Below are 19,250 nucleotides of genomic sequence, written 5' to 3' on the forward strand. Positions count from 1 at the left end.
ACTTCAAATACCACTTCAAGCAGGCCCTGGAAGCGTCGAAGATCGATCACTGCCGGTTTCACGATACTCGGCATACCTTCGCCAGTCACTTGGCCATGAGCGGGGTGGACCTGCTGACCATCAAGAAACTGATGCGCCACAAGACCATGGCGATGACCCTTCGCTATGCCCACCTGAGCGATCAGCACACCAAGAAAGCAGTAGAGCAGTTGTCGTTCGAGACACCCAAGAAAGAGAGCAAGGAGGCCCTTTAATGGGCTCATTTTTCCCACAGATATCACACAGGCGGGTTTTCGGGGGAGGGGCGGATTGCTCTAAGTTGTTGAAAGCACTGGAGCCGGCGAGAGGAATCGAACCTCCAACCTACGCATTACGAATGCGTCGCTCTACCGTTGAGCTACGCCGGCTTGCGGAGCTAGGCATTCTAACTAAAAAGGGTCGCGGTAATCAACTGCCAGGCGGGCATCGTGGCCGGGGCTAGGCATCGCCGCCGGACTTGGTGTATTTGGCGGCCAGGGCGCCCATGTCTTCGGCTTCTTCGATGCGGCCCTGGCGTTGGTAGAACATGGAAAGGCTGGTGTAGGCCATGGCGTTCTCGGGTTCCAGGTCGCGGAAGCGTTCGCCGTATTTTACGGCCTTTTCCAGCTCGTTCTGGTGGAAATAGCTCATGGCCAGGGCCTGCAGCGAGTCGGCATGGTCGGAGTCGACCTGCAAGGCCTTTTCCAGCTCCGCGATGGCCTCGTCGAGTTGATCCTGGACGAAATGCTGCATTCCCTTGTTGTAGTGGTCTTGGGCGCTTGACATGGTTATCCGCTCCTATAAAGCCTGTCGAGATTCACGACTCGATTTGATTTCCGCTCTTGTCGTAGACGGTGACGGGACCGAACCGCTTCAGGTCTTCTTCGACTTGGCGACGGTCGGCCACCACCACGATATGATAGCGCGCCGGGTCGAGGTAGCGCGCAGCCGCCTCTTGAATCTCCTCGGCGCTGACCCCCTGCACTTCGGGAATGTAGCGCTCGAAGTGATCCTCAGGCAGGCCATAGAAATCGCGCAGCAGCTCCAGCATGGCGATGGTGGCCGGGGCTTCCAGTTGAGCGATGAAGGCGCCGATCACTTCGGCCCGGGCCCGCTGCAGTTCTTCCTGCCCCACCGGTTCCCGGGCCATGCGTCTGCACTCGGCGAAGATCTCCTCGATGGATTCGATAAGGGCGTCGGAGCGGATGTCGGCGCCCATGGTGAGCAGTCCATCGCGCTTGAAGCCGTTCATTTCGGAGTAAATGCCGTAGGTGTAGCCCTTGGCCTCGCGCAGGTTGAGGAAGAGACGCGCGCTGGCCCCTCCTCCCAGCACCTGGGAAACCATGCGCAGCACCCGCGTGTGGGGATGGTTGCGGGCGAAAGTGCGTCCTCCGATGAGCAGCCGGGTCTGGGTCGAATGAGGACGGTGAATGAGGCTGACTCTTCCTTGGGAGGGTTCTCCCAGATCGGGGAAATCGGGGCTGGCAACCGGCTCCGCCTTCCATTGCCCGAAGTACCTGCGGGCCAACTCCAGGCCCTCCTCCTGGTCGATGTCGCCGGCCAGCAGCAAGGTGGCCCGGGAAGGTCCGTAGTGACGGGCGTGAAAGCGGGTCAGCTCATGGGATCCGAGGCCTTTGAGGTGCTCGGGACGCAGGCACTTCTTGCAGTAGGGATGGTCGGGGAAGAGAGCGTTGTGCATTTGGTCGTCGGCCAGATAGCGGGGCATGGAGCGTTGGGCCGAGAGGAGGCTATGCCAGCGGGCCCGCACGCGCTCGATCTCGCCCTCGTCGAAGGCGGGAGCCATCAGCATCTCTGAAAGCTGATCCAAAGCAGGCTCGACAGCGCTCTTCAGAAAGTCCATTTGCAGCAGCGAGTACTCCAGGCGGGCATCGGCCTTGTAGTGGATGGCCCATCGGTCCTGCTCGCGCGCCAACTGCTGGGCGCTGCGGCTGCGCGTCCCATGCTCGACCATCTCCAGAGTCAACGGCGCCAGGGCCAGCCGCTCGAAGGGAGCGTCCACTTTTCCGCCCGAAGAAATGGCCAGGCGCAGCCAGATTTTGGGGATGCCGCGGTTCTTTACGGTCAGCACCCGCAGTCCGTTGTCGAGGCTGTCCTTGGGAACCTCGGGAAAGGAAACGTTGCGAATAGGACCCGGGGGAGGTGGCGTTTTAATCATGGTTGACTTGGGCAGAATCGATAGTCGCTAGGACGGCGTCGAGCCCGCTTTGGGCAAAATCTTGAGGATGGTGCTGTTCTGAGGACGAAAAGTTCGTGCGGCAGCCTCCATCATGCGCCGCGGAGTGACTTCCTCATAGCGGCGCAGGTCGTCGTTGAAACGGGCCGGGTCGCCGAAGTAGACGGCGTAGCGGGCCAGGCGTTCGCCGATGGTGGAGACCTTGGCGCAGCCGGAGACGAAACGGTAAGCGTAGAGGTTACGAGCCTTCTCGAGTTCTTCTTGACTGACTTCCTGCTCGCCGGTGCGCGCCAGCTCTTCCATGACTGCTTCAACGACCTCGTCCACCGCCACCTGACGGTGAATCAGATAGAAGAGGTTGAAGAGCTCGGGCCCCCGATAGTTGTTGGGTCCGCCCGACAGGCTGGTCATCCAATTGCGCCGGTAGATGAACTGGTTGTAGAGGCGCGAAGAGTTGCCCTGGGTCAGGATGATGGCCAGCATCGACAGGGCGTAGAAGTCGTCTGACCCCATTTCGGGCATGTGAAATCCCATGTAGACGGCCGGCAGGGTGGCCAGAGGATCCTCGATGACCTTGAGCTTGGCTTCCTGCTGGGCCGGCTCCTCAATCTCAGGAGGCCGGCTGTCGGTCTGATGGGTGATGACGCCGAAATAATCCTCGACCGCCGTCATGGCCTCCGCGGGATCGAAGTCGCCGCTGATGACCAGGATGGCGTTGTCGGGCCCGTAATGGCGACGGTGGAAGGCCTGGGCGTCCTCTACGCGGGCCTTGCGCAAGTCCTCCTCGTCTCCGATGACGGGGTGGGCGTAGGCCCAGCTCTGGTAGGCCAGCCGGTCGAAGGTCAGGAAGGCTTCTCCGTAGGGGCGGTTGTCGTAATTCTGCTTCTTCTCTTCGATGACGGTGCTGCGCTGGTTTTCGAAGCTCTCAGGGGTCACCTTGAGAGAGCGCATGCGCTCAGCTTCCAACCACAGCCCCAGGCGCAGGTGATGAGAAGGAAGCGTCGCGTAGTAGTTGGTGCGGTCCTTGTTGGTGGAGGCGTTCCAGTGACCGCCGACCTCGTCGATGAGGCGTCCGTGCTCGTTCTTGGTCACGTTCTCCGAGCCCTGGAACATCATGTGCTCGAAGAGGTGGGCAAAGCCCGAGAATCCAGGAGATTCGTAGCTTGATCCCACCTTGTAGTGGACCGTAACGTGCACCAGCGGGATTCGGGTTCGGGGCGCCAGGATGACCTTCAATCCGTTGTCCAAATGGTGTTCTTGGAAGTCGATCGGAGCCGGCTTGTCCATCGGCCAAAAATAGCTTTTTGGGCGCTTTGGCGTCAACTTGCGGGGCGGATGCGGGCACTATGGCATTCAATCTCCGATGTCCCCAGCAACTCCTTGACGGATGAGCCGGATTGGACGCAGAATAGAAAACGACATGGTCGATCCGCTCTATTTGCCCATCACCGATGCCCAGGAAGCCCGGGCTATGCTCGACGAGCTTCCCATGGCCCTGGAACCGAACCGTTTCGTAGAGTTCGTGATGGGATTCCCGCGGCGCTACCTGGTCAACACCCCTCGCGTCGACATCGTCAAGCATTACCTGCTCATGCAGAGCCGCGGCGCGCGGCCGCTGATCTCTTCGCTCAACCGCGAGGCCGGACGCTGGAAGCTGTCGGTAATCACCCGTGACCGCTCTTGCCTCTTCAGCAACGTAGCCGGTTCTCTAAGCTGTTTCGGGGCCAATATTTCCTCGGCCGAAGCCTTCGCCAACGCCAACTCGGTCGTGCTCGACACCTTTCAGTTCATCGACCGCGAGACCGTCTTCGCCAGCAATAAGAAGGTGCAGGAGTTCCAGGCCTTTTTGGAGAGCGTGGTGGAGGGCGAGGTGAGTCTCAGCGAACGCTTCCAGGAGCGCATCGATCAGGTACAGATCGACGAGGACCGTCCTCTCCGTATCTGCCTGGACGATGGGTCGCATCCCAGCGCCACCTGCCTTTCCATCGACTTCCCCGACCATTTCGGCCACCTTTACCTGGTGGGGCGTACGATTTCGGAGGCGGGGGTCGACATCGACATGGCCTACGTCAAAATCGAGGGGCGCGACGTGCACGACCAGTTCTACCTGACTCGCCGGGGAGAGAAGCTCTCGGATGGGCTGCAGCAGGATTTGGAACGGCGCCTCATCGACCTGGGACACCGCTTCCGGCGTCCGGCGCCTGCCAAGGCCTTGGCCTGATCCCACCTTCGAACATTAGAACTACGCATATCGAGATTCGCGCTTCGTCTCAATCCTGGAGGGCTTTAAGCTGTTGTTGGATGGCGGGGCCGTCGAGGAGTTCCTGAGCCGTCAGCAGGGGGAAGAAGGGATAGTTGGAAAGCCGCTCGGCGCCGCCTTGCTGGCGGTCCACCAGAGCCACTACTGCCACGACTCGGTAACCGGCCTCTTCGGCCTTTTCGATGGCCTGGAGCGTCGATCCTCCGGTGGTGCAGACGTCGTCCACGATCACCACCGGATCGCCTTCCTTGCCTCTGTATCCTTCGATGAAGCGCTGGGTGCCGTGTCCTTTGGCTTCCTTGCGCACGATGAAGGCCGGCAGGGGATCGTACTGCTGGCGCAGGGCGTGGCTGACGGCCGCCACCGCTGAAACGATGGGGTCGGCGCCCAGCGTCAGCCCGCCGATAGCGGCCGCTTTGATTCCCTTCTCGCGCAGCGTCCAGAGCAGCAGTTCGGCGGTCAGGAAGGCGCCCTCCGGATGCAGCGTGGTGGGCTTGGAATCGAAGTAGTAGTGGCTGGTCATCCCCGAGGTCAGGGTGAACTTGCCGATCTTCAGGCTTTTCTGGCGAAGCAGTTCGACCAGGCGGATCTTTTTCGACTGAATAGAGGCGCTCACGGCACTGGACTCCTGTTGGCGGCTACCATCTGTCGGCGGGCTAGGGCCACTAGGTGGCCAACAAGTTCACACACGAATCAAGTTTCAGCGACCGCGCTGAAGGCCTAATTGCTCTCGGCGGTATGAGGCTGCTCGCTATCGATAGTTGCCGAAGGTCATATGGACACCGAAGTCTTTCTCTTTCAGTAGCGCGATGACCTCCTGCAGGGTATCGCGGTCACGTCCCGAAACCCTCACGGTGTCGCCCTGGATCGAGGACTGCACCTTGAGCTTGGTCCCCTTGATGAACTTGACCACTTCCTTGCACTTCTCGGCGGGGATGCCCTGCTGGATGTCGACACGCTGGCGCACCGTCCCTCCGGCGGCGGGTTCCACTTTCTGGAAGCTGAGGGCCTTGAGGGGCACCTTGCGCTTGATCAGCTTCTTTTCCAGCACGTCGATCAACTGGGTCATCTTGAACTCGTCGTCGCTGATCAGGATCAGGTGATCTTGCTCTTCCAGCTTGATATCGCTCTTGCTTCCCTTGAAGTCGAAGCGTTGTCCGATTTCCTTGAGGGCCTGCTGTACTGCGTTGCGGACTTCGTGGACGTTGACTTGCGAGAGAACGTCGAATGAGTTGGTCTTGGCCATTTCGGCGGGCATCTTACCACGAGCCGAAGGCCCTCCATAGCTTTGCGACCAAGGGCGCTACTCTTCTTCGTACCTTTGCTTGATGGCCTCCAGCACGGAGGGGTCGGCCAGGGTGGTGGTGTCGCTGGCCACCCGTCCTTCAGCGATGTCGCGCAGCAGGCGGCGCATGATCTTGCCGCTTCGCGTCTTGGGCAGTTCGTGGGTGAAGTGGATCTGGTCGGGCTTGGCGATGGGCCCGATCTTGATGGCCACGTGGCGGCGCAACGCCTCCTTCTTTTCCGGGTCTCCCTGTATGTCTCCGCGCAGCGTGACGAAGGCGGCGATGCTCTGGCCCTTGATGTCGTGGGAGGCGCCGATGACGGCAGCTTCGGCCACGTCATCGTGGCTGACCAGGGCGCTTTCCACCTCCATGGTGCCGATGCGGTGTCCCGAGACGTTGAGGACGTCGTCCACGCGGCCCAGTATCCAGAAGTAACCGTCCTCGTCGCGCTTGGCTCCGTCCCCCGTGAAATAGAGGCCCGGGTAGCGGCTCCAGTAGGTTTCCTGCCAGCGCTGGTCGTCGCCCCAGATGGTGCGCGCCATGGACGGCCAGGGATTGCGCAGCACCAGATAGCCTCCGCCCACTTCGACGCGTTTCCCCTCTCCGTCGAGAATGTCGGCTTCGATTCCGGGAAAGGGCCGGGTGGCCGATCCCGGCTTGGTGCGGGTGATGCCGGGCAGGGGAGTGATCATCATGGCGCCGGTTTCGGTTTGCCACCAGGTATCGACGATGGGCGTACGGTCGCCACCGATGTGGCGCCGGTACCAGATCCAGGCCTCGGGATTGATGGGCTCGCCCACGGTGCCCAGCAGGCGCAGGGAGGAGAGGTCGTGGCGTTGGGGGTGTTCCTCTCCCCAGCGCATGAAGGCGCGGATGGCGGTGGGGGCGGTGTAGAGGATGTTGATGCGGTACTTGGCCACCAGCTCCCAGAAGCGGTCTTTCTCGGGATAGTCGGGTCCGCCTTCGTACATGACCGTGGTGGCGCCGTTGGCCAGGGGTCCGTAGACGATGTAGCTGTGGCCGGTGACCCAGCCGATGTCGGCGGTGCACCAGTAGGTGTCTTCTTCCTTCAGGTCGAAGACGTACTTGCAGGTGGCGGTGGCGCCGGTCAGATAGCCTCCGGTGGTGTGAAGCAGTCCCTTGGGTTTGCCGGTGGTTCCCGAGGTGTAGAGGATGTAGAGGGGATGCTCGGAGTCGAGGTGGGCGGGTTCGACGTAAGCGTCGCCGCTGCGCCGCATTTCGCGGTGCCACCAGTGGTCGCGTCCGTCCTTCATGTTGACGCGGGTGGGGTCGGTGGTGCGGTTGACCACCAGCAGGTTCTCGATGCTGGGACATCCGCGCACGGCCTCGTCGGCGTTCTGTTTGAGGGGAACCACGCTTCCGCGCCTCCAGGATCCGTCGGCGGTGATCAGCAGCTTGGCCTGGCAGTCATTGATGCGGTCGCGCAGCGACTCGGGGCTGAAGCCTCCGAAGACCACCGTATGGGGGGCTCCGATGCGGGCGCAGGCCAGCATGGCCACGGCCAGTTCGGGGACCATTCCCATGTAGATGGCCACCCGGTCGCCTTCTTCGATCCCCAGACGGTGCAGGGCGGCGGCGCAGCGGTTGACCTCGCGGTGCAGGTCCTGGTAGGTGAGGACGCGCTGATCGCCCGGTTCGCCTTCCCAAACGAGAGCGGCCTTGTTCTTGCGCCAGGTCTGAAGATGGCGGTCGAGGCAGTTGTAGCTGACGTTGAGCTTGCCTCCCACGAACCACTTGGCATGAGGGCAGTCCCATTCAAGCACCTCGTCCCAGGGCTGGAACCAGTCCAGCGCCTCGGCCATCTCGCTCCAGAAGCCGAGGGGATCGTCCTCAGCCTTGCGGTAGATCTCGGGGTCGCTCCAATGGGCCTGGGATGCGAAATCCGCGGGCGGATCGAAGGTGCGGTCTTCTTGCAGAAGCGCGTCGATGGTCTCTTTGCCTTTTGCCATTGCTGTTCTTGGTCCTCTCGCTTCAAACTTAGGCTTGTCGTCGGTCGCGTCCTGAGGGGCCCGGTCGTTTCAGCGGGCCTGCGAGCCGTCCAGCTCGAGGTCCTCGGCGATGCCGCTCATGGCCTCGACCAGGAAAGCGATGTGCTCGCCCATATCGACGCCCAGCTCTTCGACTCCCTGGCGGATGTCGTCCCGGCTGACCGAGCGGGCGAAGGCCTTGTCCTTGATCTTCTTCTTGACCGACTTGACCTTGACGTCGGCGATCTTCTTGCTGGGCCGCACCAGGGCCACCGCCGTGATCAGTCCGCTCAGCTCGTCCACTGCGAACAGGGTCTTGTCCATCTTGCTCTTGCGGGGCACCCCGGTGTGGTTGCCGTGGGAGAGTATGGCGTGGACGATGTCTTCGGGATAGCCTTTTTCCTGAAGGATGCGGCATCCCACGAAGGGATGGTCCTCCAGACTGGGATTCTGCTCATAGTCGAAGTCGTGCAGCAAGCCCACGATCCCCCATTTTTCCTCATCTTCCCCGAACTTGCGGGCATAGGCCCGCATGCCGGCTTCCACCGCCAAAGCGTGCTTGATGAGGCTGGGGTTCTGGGTGTATTCGGTAAGCAGTTGCCAGGCTTCTTCACGTGACGGCATCTAAACGACTCCTGAAAGCGAATCCAGTATAATGGCCTCTCTTTTTTGACCCTCCGGGCTTTGCGGTCCGGTCATGATATCGCAAAGGATCATCGATGCGAAGACGAGCCAAGATCGTGGCCACCATTGGTCCGGCCACGCGTTCCCCCGAAATGCTGCGCAAAATGATGGAGGCCGGCATGGACGTGGCGCGCCTCAACTTCTCTCACGGAGAACTTGAGGACCATCGCGAAACCATCCGCACCCTGCGCAAGATTTCAGAGGAACTGGAACGTCCGGTGGCTATCTTGCAGGACCTGCAAGGCGTCAAGATCCGCACCGGAGCGCTGCAGGAGGGCAAGCCGGTAGAACTCGAGACCGGCGACCGCTTCACCATCACCACCAAGCCGGTAATGGGCGACAAGAAGCGGGTTTCCACCGGTTACCAGGCCCTTCCCTACGACGTCAAACCGGGGGACCGGGTGCTGCTCTCGGACGGACTGATCGAGCTGGAGGTGCTCTCCACCACCGAAGAAGAAATCGAGACCGAGGTGATCACCGGCGGCACGCTGGCCGAGAACCAGGGCATCAACGCTCCGGGCGCCAACCTTTCGGCGCCTTCGCTGACCGACAAAGACATCGAGGACGTGCGCTTCGGAATCAAGAACGAGGTCGACTACATCGCCCTTTCCTTCGTGCGCAGGGTCGAGGACATCATCGTCCTCAAGTCGCGGTTGGACGAGGCCCGCGCCGACATTCCGGTGATCGCCAAGCTGGAGAAGCCTCGCGCCATCGACAACCTGGAGTCGATCCTGGACGCCTGCGACGGCGTCATGGTGGCGCGCGGGGACCTGGGTGTGGAAATGCCCCCGGAGCAGGTCCCCATCCTGCAGAAGCGCATCATCCAGGCCGCCAACAAGAAGGGCAAGCCGGTCATCACCGCCACCCAGATGCTGGAATCGATGATCAAGAATCCGCGTCCCACGCGGGCTGAAGCGTCCGACGTGGCCAACGCCGTCTTCGACGGCACCGACGCCGTCATGCTCTCGGCCGAAACGGCCACCGGCTCCTATCCGGTGGAATCGGTGCGCATGATGGACAAGATCATCACGGCCGCCGAGTCCACCATCAGCGAGATCAAGACCCGCCAGCACTCGGGACTCCACTTGTCCTTTCCCGACGCCATCTGCGAAGCGGCATACTACGCTTCTCAGTCCATCCGGACGCGGGCCATCTGCGCCTTCACCCAGACCGGATCGACGGCCAGCACCATCGCCAAGTACCGTCCCCGCACGGCCATTCTGGGACTCTCTCCCGACAAGCGCATCATGCGCAGGATGTGTCTGTTCTGGGGCGTCCAGCCGGTGCAGATGCGCACCATCGCCAACGTGGACGAGCTCATCAACATGCTGGAAAGAACCCTGCTGGAGCGCGGCTTCCTGGTCAAGGGCGACAACCTCATCATCCTCACCGGGGCCCCCATCATCGAGAAGGGCCACACCAGCCTGATGAAGCTGCACCGCGTGCAGGGCAGCCGGTCCACTCAAATGAAGATGATATGATCGCGACGGTTTTTGAGCTATGAGCAGGTCCTTCCGACGCATCATCATCGGCGTGCTGGACAGCGTCGGAGTGGGCGCTCTGCCCGACGCCGCAGAGTTCGGGGACGCCGGCAGCGACACTTTGGGCCACGTGGCCGAGTGGCGTCCTCTGCGCATCCCCCGGCTGGCCCGAATGGGCATCGGCAATATCCGTCCGCTGCAGGACGTGGCGCCCGCCGATTCTCCCAGCGCCTGCTATGGCAAAGCCGCCCTGGCCTCCCGCGGCAAAGACACCACCTCGGGCCACTGGGAGATGATGGGGCTGATCCTGGAGAAGCCCTTTCCCACCTATCTCGAAAGCGGGTTTCCGGCTGAAGTGATCGAGCCTTTCCAACAAGCCATCGGACGCAAGGTCCTGGGAAATAAGGCGGCCAGCGGCACCGAGATCATCGCCGAACTGGGAGCCCGTCACCTGGAGACGGGACGCCCCATCGTCTACACCTCGGCCGACAGCGTCTTTCAGATCGCCGCCCACGAAGACGTGATTTCCACCGACGAGCTTTACCGCATCTGTGAAATCGCCCGCGCCCAGCTCAGGGGCGAGCACGAGGTGGGCCGGGTGATCGCCCGTCCCTTTCGAGGCCGGCCCGGCAGTTTCGTGCGAACCGAGGGCCGCAAAGACTACGCCATCGCACCCTTCCGGCCTACCGTGCTGGATGGCCTGGAGGAGGCTGACGTGCCGGTTGTGACGGTGGGCAAGATCGCTTCCGTCTTCTCCTACAAGGCCACCGGACGCGAACTCAAATCCGGCAACAACAGCGCCACGACGCGCGAAACCCTGCGCGCCTTGGGGGAGAGTCCGCGGGGCCTGATCTTTGCCAACTGGGTCGACTTCGACATGCTCTACGGCCACCGCAACAACGTAGAAGGCTACGCCAAGGCCTTGGAGGCTTTCGACCGCGATTTGGCCGATCTGCTGGAGAATCTCCAGCCCCACGATCTGCTCATCCTCACTTCCGACCACGGCTGCGATCCCACCACGGCCTCCACCGACCATTCCCGCGAATACACCCTGGTTCTGGCCTACAGCCCCTCGCTGCAAGGCGGCGCCGACCTGGGTACGCGAGCCACCTTGGCCGACGTCGGCGCCACCGTTGCAGAGAATTTCTCCATCGAGGCGCCGGCGGGAGCCAGTTTCCTGCAACAGCTTCGATGAGGGCGGCGGGCTGGTTAGCCTGAATTGACGTACCCGGATTGTATACTGGCGCACGGTGAAGGACGCTAGCAGACTCACGCCCGCCGAATTCGAAGTCCTGGAGGTGCTGTGGCGCGAAGGCCGCCCCCTCTCGGTGGGGGACGTGTTGGAGGTTATTCGCCGGGCCCGCTCGGTTGCCTACACCACCGTCATGACGGTCCTCGACAAGCTGGCCCGCAAAGGCAGCGTCAACCGGGTCAAGAGAGGCAAGGCCTACTTCTACACACCCCGCGTGCGCCGTTCCCAGGTGTTGCAGTGCGCCGTCGAGGAGTTCGCTGACAACTACTTCCGGGGCAGCGAAAGCCGCCTCCTGGCTTTCCTCGAGGCCGACGGCGACGGCTCCCACGCCTCCAACGGCTCCCCGCGGTCCGACTCGATGGAAGGCGCCGATTCCTTAGACGTGGCGCTTCTCTAGGAACCTTCAGACAACTAACTGGGCATCCATACCTTCTGGGCCGCCATCACCTCGGCATCGCTGGGCAGGTGCAAATGCTGGGGTGACTTGGTGTAGAAGTGCAGTCCCTTGTAGCTGGTCAGGTACTGGTAGTTCTTGCTGAAGAAACCGCCCTCGCTGATGACGATCAGCGGTTCCTCCATGCGGTTGAGCAGTTTCTGAAACTCTTCCGGCTTCATCTTGACGACCGCTCCTGATGCCTTAACGGCCTCGGCGATGGCCGCTGCCGCTGCCGCCGCGCCTCCCGCTGCCGCTCCTCCTGTTCCCATATCCGTGCCTCCTTCCCCGCCTATGGTGCTTGAAGCGGGTGCTGCCGGGGTAACGTCTCAGGGCGCCTTTTTATTCGAAACCCGGCGGGACGCGCTGCACCGCCATTGTTACCGGTTTACAACAATCGAGCGCATGATTACAATAAGTCGGCACGACAGAATGGGAGATTGATGAGCGAAGATCCAGATATTCAAGCGTCTTTCGATGACATTCTCCACCGCATCATCGACGAGTGGTACGAGAATGTTTCCAATTACTATGTGACCCAAGAACAGCTCGATGCCGAGGGGGACAAGGACGGCAAAGTCGAACTCAAGCGCTTCCACGACGGAAAGGGACACCGCATCAAGTTTGACAAGGACGACCTCGACTTCACCTACGGCTTGCGCTTCCATCAGGAAGAGGTCGAAGGGCCCGAGGACGACCAGGAGGAAGACGGCGAGGGGCCCGAATACATCATCGAAGTCAGCGTCAACAACAAAGTCCCCAACTTCGACTACGACGACTTTCAGACCAGGCTCACCCAGCACTACCGCCGCTACGGCAGCCGCGATGTGCCAACTCCTTACGAGTTGACGCGTTACCGCTTTGACCAGGTCTTCGAGTTCCGTCCTTCGTTGCGGGAGGCCTTCGAAGTGGAAAGGCCCAAGGGCAAGGCCGATATCATGCGGCTCAAGTTCGTGGTGGCCGACCGCTACATGCAGAAGCTGGCCATCCATCCGGTTGCCGGCAAGGAACTGGTCGAGCAGTACTGCGTCTCGCCTTTCCGCAGCGTCTACGCGGCCGTCTACCGCAACAACTAGTGCAGCCCGTCAGAAATTTGAGCCATCCTGTTGCGTTATTCCACGCTTTCAGCGTTCGGACCTTGGCGGTCCAGAACCCAGGGTGGCGCCGCCGTCTCGCTTGCGCTCGCCGGGGCTGACCCTGGGCTGACGAATCGCTCGCCTTCAGCGAGCCCGGACTTGACTCCTAACACAGTCGCTGGGCTAACGATGGGGCTAACGGATGGCTCCCCTTCAGGGAGCTTGTGCTTGAATTTCAACATAGTCGCTGGGCCAGCGAATCTTTATTATTCAGACGGGACTGCACAGGTAGGCGCTGGCTCAGGTTTTATGACCGGCTGTTCTAGCCGGCTTCCCCCGTCACAGGCTCAAGCCCGCCGGCTCAGTCGCGCTTGTAACTGCGGCGAATCCACCCGTCCAGGCTCTGCGAGGGCTGATCGATGACTTCGGGCGTAATCTCGAAGGCATCGGCCGCCTCGGCGTTTCGCAGCAGGTTGAGGCCGTGCTCGTACTCCCCGAAAAGCCGCGTCAAATAGTCCTCGGCGTCGGCCTCTTCTTTGGACGCCTTCATCTTGAGGTGCTCGACGGCTTCTCTCGTCACCGTGACTTCGATTCCGAATTTCTGCTTGAAGAATTCGGCGAACTTGACGGTCTGGAAGCCGTTGATCCGGTCCCGGTACATCTCGGGATCGGCCAGGAGCTTTTCGAGTTTCGCCTGCGGATCTTCCACCAGGTCGGCTTCCACCACGAATTCCTTGACCTGGGGATTGTCGGGCAGCATGTACTTGTACTCGCGGAAGGTTTTTTCACCCACCGTCATCAGGCCGCGCGCCCCGGTTTGCTCCTTGACGGCAGCCTGGGCCATGGCCTTCATGCCTTCGTCGGTAAAGAAGACGTCGATTCCGTAGGCCAGAAAGTCGCGCTTGTACTGCTTGAGCAAGGAACCTTCGGAGTACTTGAGGATCTTGAACAAGTCCTCGGCATCCAATTGGTTGCAGTGGACGTAGACCGGCAGGCGGCCGATGAACTCGGCCTCGAAACCGAACTCGATGAAGTCAACCGAGCGGGCCATGCCGTAGATCTGATGCTCGTCGATCCGTTCGCCTTCCTGGAAGCCGATGCGCTTGCTGCCGATGCGCTTTTTGATGATCTCGAGCAGTCCGTCGAAAGCCCCGCTGACGATGAAGAGAATGTTCTTGGTGCTGATGGTCTTCTTCTCCATCTTGCCCTTGGTCTGAAACTCCATCAGGGCCTGCATCTGGCCCGCGATGTCGGTGGGCGAGCGCAGCGGAACCTCGGTTTCCTCCATCAGCTTGAGCATGCCCCGCTGCACGCCGTGGCCGCTGACGTCGCGTCCGCTCAGATTGCGGGCGCCGGCGATCTTATCGATCTCGTCCAGATAGACGATGCCGTACTCGGCCAACTGAATGTCGCCCTGGGCCTGGTGCACCAGCTCGCGCACCAGGTCCTCCACGTCGCCGCCTACGTAGCCGGTTTCGGAAAACTTGGTGGCATCGGCCTTGACGAAAGGAACGCCGATGAGACGGGCGATGTTTTGAACCAGATAAGTCTTGCCCACGCCGGTGGGTCCGATGAGCAGGATATTCTGTTTCTTGTAATCGCGGTTGTCCTCGTTCGTCCGCATGTTGGTCTGGACGTTGTGGTAGTGGTCGCAGACCGCCGTAGCCAGCACCTTCTTGGCGTCGTCTTGCTGAATCACGTAGCGGTCGAGGTATTCTTTGATCTGGCTGGGCCGAAAGTCGAACTGCAGCGCCTGGTCCCGCCGCTGCCGGCTTTCGTCCTCGCCGTCCTCCTCCTGTTGGGTTTGCTGCTGAGGGCCGAAGCCGAGGCGCAGACCGCTCTGGTCGAGGAATTTCTTCAAGTCGTCGATGTTCTTGTTATCCATGAAATCCTTCTCCTAAGATCGCTGGAGGGCTACGTCAAGGGACGGCCCCGATTTTGGCTCACGGGTAGAAGTTCTTTTCCCAGCGCTGGCTCCTGAGAATTTGCAGAGTTTCTTCCTCCAGCGATCCCAGGTCGCTGACGGCCGCGTTGGCCTCCACGTGTTCCACCCGGCGCATGCCGGGAATCACCGTCCCTACAGCCTTGGGCTGAAGACAGAAGCGCAGGGCCAGAGCGGGCAGTTGCTCCAGCTCGATACCCGTCTCCGAGACGATTTTCTGCACCCGTTCCCAGACCTGCTCCTTGCGCTCGCCGGCAAAATACCTGCTGCGCCAATCGCGGCGGGAAAAATGGGTGTCGGGCGTGACTTTGCCGGTCAGGGCGCCTTCGTCGAAGGGCACCCGTACGATGACTCCCACCCGCTTCTCGGAGCAAAGCTGAAAGAGTTCGTCGGCGGGACTCTGATCGAAGATGTTGTAGATGACCTGGACGCAGTCGACCAGGCCTCTTTCCACCACTTCCCTGGCCGTTTGGGGCTGGTGGTCGTTGATGGAGATGCCGAAAAAGCGCAGCCGGCCCATTTGGCGCAGGTCGCACAAGGCCTCGTGCCAGCGCAGGTCCCGGGCCCAGGAGGGATCCCACACATGCAACTGAACCAGGTCGAGGCAGTCCTGCCCCAGGTTCTTGAGGCTGGTCTCGACGCTGTTGACGATGTGGTGGCGGGGGAAGGCTTCCTCGAGCGTCCCCTGGGCCGGCCAGCGCTGGTTGAAGGGAGGGATCTTGGTGGCCACCAACAGCTCTTCCTCCCGCTCCTCCAGGAGCTTTCCGATCAGGGACTCGCTGTGGCCGTTTCCGTAGGCCAGCGCGGTGTCGAAGAAATTAATACCTTTCTCGACCGCCCTGTGGAGGGCTTTGAGCGACTGCTTGTCGTCGCCGCCTTTCCACATCTGGCCGCCGATGCCCCAGGCGCCGAATCCGATCTCGGAAACCTGGAGTCCGGTTCGTCCTAAGCTTCGATATTGCATGGTGCTTTCTCTGACTGAGATTGCGGTTTGTAGAGCGGATTATGGCGAGTCTTCAGGCCGCAGCACGACCTTGCCGAACTGCTTGCGGTCGCTCACGTACTGCAAGGCCTGGCGGCCCTCCGAGAGCGGGAAAACGCGGTCGATGACGGGTTCCAGGCGCCCCTGGCCCAGCAACTGGACCACTTGCTCATATTCCCTGGCGTTGCTCATGGTGGAGCCCAGAATGTCGATCTGCTTCCAGAAGATGAGGCGGATCTCGGTGGCCGGATTGGGGCCGGTGGTGGCTCCGCAGGTGACGATCTTTCCTCCACGGCGCACCATCTTCAGGCTGTTCACCCAAGTGGCGTTTCCCACGCTGTCGACGACCACGTCAACGCCCCGTTTGCCGGTTTCCTCGGCCACCGCCTTGACGACGTCGGTTTCCAGGTAGTTGTAGGCGAAGTCGGCTCCCAGTTCCAGAGCCCGATCGAGCTTTTCCTGGGCCGAGGAAGTGACGAAGACTCGGCAGCCGGCCAGTTTGGCGATTTGCAGGCAGGCGGTGGCCACCCCTCCTCCGATGCCGTGAATGAAGATGTCCTGTCCGGCTTGCAGCCGGCATCTTGAAGCCAGCATCCGCCAGGCGGTTTGGAAAACCAGCGAATAGGCGGCGGCGGTTTGGAAGGAGACGCCTTCGGGAATGCGGGCCAAGCTGCTCTCGGGGGCGGCGAAGAACTGAGCGAAGGTGCCTTTGCGGTGCTCGCCCAGGATCTTCAGGCGCACGCATTGGCTTTGTTCGCCCTCCAGGCAGAACTCGCAGCGTCCGCACCACACGCAGGCGTTGAGCATGACGCGGTCGCCGGCTTTCAGTCCTTCCACCTCAGGTCCTGCCTCTTCCACTACGCCCGCTCCGTCCGATCCCGGAATGTGGGGCATTTCAAGGTCGACTCCCGGCAGTCCGCCGATGACGTAGAGGTCGAGGTGGTTGATGGATGCCGCTTCGGTACGCACCAGCACCTCGCCCCGCCCCGGTCGGGGAGTCGGCTGTTGGCCGAAGCGCAGTTGTTCGAGTGAACCGTGTTGCTCGAAAAAGAGAGCTTTCATGGAGTCCTTGAGACTGAGCGAAGAGTTAATCGGCGCGCAGCTTCTCGATGAGCGCGGGCACGATTTCGAAGAGGTCTCCCACGATGCCGTAAGTGGCGATGTTGAAGATGGGGGCGTTGGGATCGGTGTTGACGGCCACGATGGTGTTGGAGCCCTTCATGCCTACGATGTGCTGAATGGCGCCCGAGATGCCCAGGGCGATGTAGAGCTTGGGCGAGACGTTTTGTCCGGAGCTGCCGATCTGGCGTTCCCGCTCCATCCAGTCGTTGTCGACCACGGGCCGGCTGGCGCCGATCTCCGCTCCCAGCACCTCGGCCAGCTCGCGCACCATGGCGAGGTTTTCTTCTTTCTTGACGCCCCGGCCCACTCCCACGATGACATCGGCTTTGGTGAGGTCGACCTGGCCCTTTCCGGCGCCGATCTTCTCGAGGCTGACGCGCCTTTGCGGCACTTGGTCGAGATCGGCTTGGCGTTCCTGCAGCGGACTCTGGCCGGCCTGCAATTCGTCGCGGCTGACCGCTCCCGCCTGCAAGGTGGCGATGCAGGGATGGCCGGAAGAGGGACGGATGTCGGCGTTGAGCTTGTTGCGGAACATCTGGCGGACGAAGACCAGTCCGCCGTCGTCGCGTTTATGGCCGATGCAATCGGTGATCAAGCAGCCTTCGACCGCTACGGCCAGCTTGGGAGCCAGGTCGATGTTCTGGTAGATGTGGGCCATCAGCAGCAGCCCCGGCTTGTCTGCTCGAACGAGGTCTTTGAGGGCCGCCGCGTAGGCGTCGGGGTCGTAGTCGGCCAGGCGCTCGTGGCGCAGCCACAGGAGGGAAGAAGCCTGGGCTGAATCGGCCACCTGGCGGGCGGCTTCCTGATCCGGTCCGCTCAGCATGACGGCGTGAACTTCGCCTCCCCTCTCAGCGGCCATCTTCTGTCCCCAGGCCAGGGCTTCCAGCGATCCGTTGCGGACCTCCCCTTGACCGTGGTCTATCAACACGTAAATCTTCTCTGCCATCGTCTTCTATCCTTAACTCGAACTAGAGCACGCGGGCTTCTTTTCGCAGCTTTTCCACCAGCAGGTCGACGACGCTTCGGGTGTCGCCTTCCAGAATCTCGGCTTTGCCTTCGGCCTCCTCGAAATAGAGCCTGCTGATTTCGAGGCGGGGCATACTTTCCAGGTCGACCCCCAGGTCGTCCAGGGGGATGCGGCGTATCTCTTTCCTCTTGGCCTTCATGATGTTGGGCAGGGAAGGGTAGCGCACCTGGGAACTGCCGGCCTGAATGGTGAGGACCGCGGGCAGGGGCATCTCCACCCACTGAAACCAGCCGCTTTCCATCTCGCGCAAGGCCTTGATCTTCTTCTCATCCGGCTTGGCTTCGATCTCCATGACGATGGTGGCGTGGGGCAAGCCCAGCATCTCGGCCAGCATGACGCCGGTCTGGGCGTAGCTGTAGTCGTCGGACTGAGTACCGGCCAAGACCAGATCGAACTCTTCATCCTGCAGCGCCTGAGCCATCACCTTGGCGGCGGCATAGGGATGGTTGACGCGCCGCTCTTCGTCCTCCACCAGGATGGCCTGTTTGGCGCCCATGGCCAGTCCCTTGCGGATCGATTTCTCGGAGCGGGCCCCGCCCACGGTCAGGATCGACACCTCGCCGCCGTGAGCTTCCTGCAGCTTGAGCGCCTCTTCCAGCGCGTACTCGTCACATTCGTTGATTTCCAGAGTCAGCCCGCCTTCTTCTATCCAGTGTTGGCCCGAGTCCACCTGATAACGGGTGTCGCGGGCGGGCACTTCTTTAAGGCAGCTTATGATCTTCATTTCTTGAACAACCTCTCAAACGCCTCCCGCGGATCCAGGTCGTCCGAGGAACTGCCCACCGTCCTCTTCTTGGTCGATGTCGTCTTTTTCTCGACCCGGCTCTTGATCTCGAAGAACTCGCACTGGTTGCGGCGGTCCTTGGGGGTAACCCGTTCCGGGATGGGCTGGGTGCACTCGAAGCGGGCCGACGTGTCGAAGAAGACGCAGTTGCGGCAGGTGTGCAAGTCGTTCTCGCACTGCGGACAAACGCTGGAAGGCTCGATGTCGTCCAGAGTGGGAACCTCGGCGCCGCACATGGAACAACGGGCCAGCTTTTGGAAGCCCATCATTCGCGGCGAGCGCGGCCCTTCCCGCCACTGGGTGCCGGATGGCTTGCCTGAGCGGCGGCTCTTTTTGTCCTTGCCGCCGTCGTCCTGGTAACCACGCTGGCGATACTTTCTGTTCATGATTTGATTCTCGCTTTCAAAGAGAGTTCGTGCGCCCCATCGGAAATATCCAGACAAAGATATGGTCTGCCCCGTCCAAGTGGACCACCGTGCTGTGACGGATCTCAGGGAAGTCTGGCGGCTCAGAAGGACGGCCGAGGCGGCCGCCGCTTACAGCTTGGGGATGTGACGGGGCATCTCAGACGCCGTTATCGTCCCGCGCTGCGAGTGAGCGCACACCCAGGATTCTATGTCATCCGTCATTTGACTGCAATTCCTCTTCTTCAAACAGCGCCGCCCAAGGGCCGTCGAGAGGCTTCGACTTCGCTCACTCAGCCGTGCTATCGTGAAGTTTC

The 19,250-nt window shown here is 61.4% G+C and carries 20 protein-coding genes and 1 tRNA gene; 6 read left to right on the forward strand and 15 right to left on the reverse strand.

Annotation, left to right across the window (positions count from 1 at the left end; genetic code table 11):
- Nucleotides 1–254: tyrosine-type recombinase/integrase (locus tag VLU25_13125; protein HSR68873.1), on the forward strand; the 254-nt coding region annotated here is incomplete at its 5' end.
- A gap of 78 nt (nucleotides 255–332) precedes the next feature.
- On the opposite strand, the gene VLU25_13130 is transcribed toward VLU25_13125, so the two are convergent.
- The 4 genes from VLU25_13130 to VLU25_13145 form a co-directional block, all read right to left on the reverse strand.
- A tRNA-Thr gene (locus VLU25_13130) sits at nucleotides 333–407 on the reverse strand.
- 70 nt (nucleotides 408–477) lie between these two features.
- On the reverse strand, nucleotides 478–804 hold the full coding sequence (locus VLU25_13135; protein HSR68874.1) for a tetratricopeptide repeat protein: 327 nt from the start codon (nucleotides 802–804) through the stop codon (nucleotides 478–480).
- Nucleotides 805–835: 31 nt separating this feature from the next.
- Nucleotides 836–2,194 carry a pitrilysin family protein gene (locus VLU25_13140; GenBank protein ID HSR68875.1) on the reverse strand — a complete coding sequence of 453 codons (1,359 nt, stop codon included), beginning with the start codon at nucleotides 2,192–2,194 and terminating at the stop codon, nucleotides 836–838.
- A 27-nt stretch (nucleotides 2,195–2,221) separates the two neighbouring features.
- The gene (locus tag VLU25_13145) at nucleotides 2,222–3,499 is read right to left on the reverse strand and encodes a pitrilysin family protein (GenBank protein HSR68876.1); all 1,278 of its coding nucleotides are present in this window, start codon (nucleotides 3,497–3,499) and stop codon (nucleotides 2,222–2,224) included.
- A gap of 133 nt (nucleotides 3,500–3,632) precedes the next feature.
- On the opposite strand from VLU25_13145, the gene VLU25_13150 reads away from it, so the two are divergent.
- A complete protein-coding gene (locus VLU25_13150) occupies nucleotides 3,633–4,433 on the forward strand; it encodes a hypothetical protein (GenBank protein HSR68877.1) in 801 nt (266 codons plus the stop codon).
- A gap of 49 nt (nucleotides 4,434–4,482) precedes the next feature.
- Here VLU25_13150 and pyrE read toward each other — a convergent pair whose 3' ends face one another.
- The 4 genes from pyrE to VLU25_13170 all read right to left on the reverse strand — a co-directional run bounded on the left by pyrE (nucleotide 4,483) and on the right by VLU25_13170 (nucleotide 8,370).
- Nucleotides 4,483–5,088: an orotate phosphoribosyltransferase gene (gene pyrE, locus VLU25_13155; protein ID HSR68878.1), complete on the reverse strand. Its 606-nt coding sequence runs from the start codon at nucleotides 5,086–5,088 to the stop codon at nucleotides 4,483–4,485.
- A 135-nt stretch (nucleotides 5,089–5,223) separates the two neighbouring features.
- Complete coding sequence (locus VLU25_13160; protein HSR68879.1) at nucleotides 5,224–5,718, reverse strand: YajQ family cyclic di-GMP-binding protein; 495 nt, start codon at nucleotides 5,716–5,718, stop codon at nucleotides 5,224–5,226.
- A gap of 57 nt (nucleotides 5,719–5,775) precedes the next feature.
- Nucleotides 5,776–7,728 carry an acetate--CoA ligase gene (gene acs / locus VLU25_13165; protein HSR68880.1) on the reverse strand — a complete coding sequence of 651 codons (1,953 nt, stop codon included), beginning with the start codon at nucleotides 7,726–7,728 and terminating at the stop codon, nucleotides 5,776–5,778.
- 69 nt (nucleotides 7,729–7,797) lie between these two features.
- The gene (locus tag VLU25_13170) at nucleotides 7,798–8,370 is read right to left on the reverse strand and encodes an HD domain-containing protein (protein ID HSR68881.1); all 573 of its coding nucleotides are present in this window, start codon (nucleotides 8,368–8,370) and stop codon (nucleotides 7,798–7,800) included.
- Nucleotides 8,371–8,465: 95 nt separating this feature from the next.
- On the opposite strand from VLU25_13170, the gene pyk reads away from it, so the two are divergent.
- The 3 genes from pyk to VLU25_13185 are packed head-to-tail and all read left to right on the forward strand — an operon-like array spanning nucleotide 8,466 to nucleotide 11,560.
- Complete coding sequence (gene pyk / locus VLU25_13175; GenBank protein HSR68882.1) at nucleotides 8,466–9,911, forward strand: pyruvate kinase; 1,446 nt, start codon at nucleotides 8,466–8,468, stop codon at nucleotides 9,909–9,911.
- A 19-nt stretch (nucleotides 9,912–9,930) separates the two neighbouring features.
- Nucleotides 9,931–11,106 (forward strand): phosphopentomutase, encoded by a 1,176-nt coding sequence (locus tag VLU25_13180; GenBank protein HSR68883.1) that lies wholly within the window; start codon nucleotides 9,931–9,933, stop codon nucleotides 11,104–11,106.
- 55 nt (nucleotides 11,107–11,161) lie between these two features.
- The gene (locus VLU25_13185) at nucleotides 11,162–11,560 is read left to right on the forward strand and encodes a BlaI/MecI/CopY family transcriptional regulator (GenBank protein ID HSR68884.1); all 399 of its coding nucleotides are present in this window, start codon (nucleotides 11,162–11,164) and stop codon (nucleotides 11,558–11,560) included.
- A 14-nt stretch (nucleotides 11,561–11,574) separates the two neighbouring features.
- On the opposite strand, the gene VLU25_13190 is transcribed toward VLU25_13185, so the two are convergent.
- The gene (locus tag VLU25_13190; GenBank protein ID HSR68885.1) at nucleotides 11,575–11,868 is read right to left on the reverse strand and encodes a hypothetical protein; all 294 of its coding nucleotides are present in this window, start codon (nucleotides 11,866–11,868) and stop codon (nucleotides 11,575–11,577) included.
- A gap of 171 nt (nucleotides 11,869–12,039) precedes the next feature.
- Here VLU25_13190 and VLU25_13195 point away from each other — a divergent pair, with 171 nt between their 5' ends.
- Entirely contained in the window at nucleotides 12,040–12,672 is a 633-nt protein-coding gene (locus tag VLU25_13195) for a hypothetical protein (protein HSR68886.1), read from the forward strand.
- 361 nt (nucleotides 12,673–13,033) lie between these two features.
- Here the strand turns inward: VLU25_13195 and VLU25_13200 are convergent, their stop codons facing one another.
- Genes VLU25_13200 through VLU25_13225 form a run of 6 tightly spaced genes read right to left on the reverse strand, consistent with a single transcriptional unit; the run spans nucleotide 13,034 to nucleotide 18,915 of the window.
- Nucleotides 13,034–14,557, reverse strand: a complete 1,524-nt coding sequence (locus VLU25_13200) for an AAA family ATPase (protein HSR68887.1) — start codon at nucleotides 14,555–14,557, stop codon at nucleotides 13,034–13,036.
- 58 nt (nucleotides 14,558–14,615) lie between these two features.
- On the reverse strand, nucleotides 14,616–15,578 hold the full coding sequence (locus VLU25_13205) for an aldo/keto reductase (protein HSR68888.1): 963 nt from the start codon (nucleotides 15,576–15,578) through the stop codon (nucleotides 14,616–14,618).
- 39 nt (nucleotides 15,579–15,617) lie between these two features.
- The gene (locus tag VLU25_13210; GenBank protein HSR68889.1) at nucleotides 15,618–16,658 is read right to left on the reverse strand and encodes a zinc-binding dehydrogenase; all 1,041 of its coding nucleotides are present in this window, start codon (nucleotides 16,656–16,658) and stop codon (nucleotides 15,618–15,620) included.
- A 25-nt stretch (nucleotides 16,659–16,683) separates the two neighbouring features.
- Nucleotides 16,684–17,664, reverse strand: coding sequence for an electron transfer flavoprotein subunit alpha/FixB family protein (locus tag VLU25_13215; protein HSR68890.1), 981 nt, complete (start codon nucleotides 17,662–17,664; stop codon nucleotides 16,684–16,686).
- Between the two features lie 22 nt (nucleotides 17,665–17,686).
- On the reverse strand, nucleotides 17,687–18,469 hold the full coding sequence (locus VLU25_13220; GenBank protein ID HSR68891.1) for an electron transfer flavoprotein subunit beta/FixA family protein: 783 nt from the start codon (nucleotides 18,467–18,469) through the stop codon (nucleotides 17,687–17,689).
- The gene (locus VLU25_13225) at nucleotides 18,466–18,915 is read right to left on the reverse strand and encodes a hypothetical protein (protein ID HSR68892.1); all 450 of its coding nucleotides are present in this window, start codon (nucleotides 18,913–18,915) and stop codon (nucleotides 18,466–18,468) included. The genes VLU25_13220 and VLU25_13225 overlap by 4 nt, the downstream gene beginning before the upstream one ends.
- Between the last annotated feature and the right edge of the window lie 335 nt (nucleotides 18,916–19,250).

Source organism: Acidobacteriota bacterium (assembly GCA_035471785.1).
Lineage (GTDB): Bacteria > Acidobacteriota > UBA6911 > RPQK01 > DATIPO01 > JANQFM01.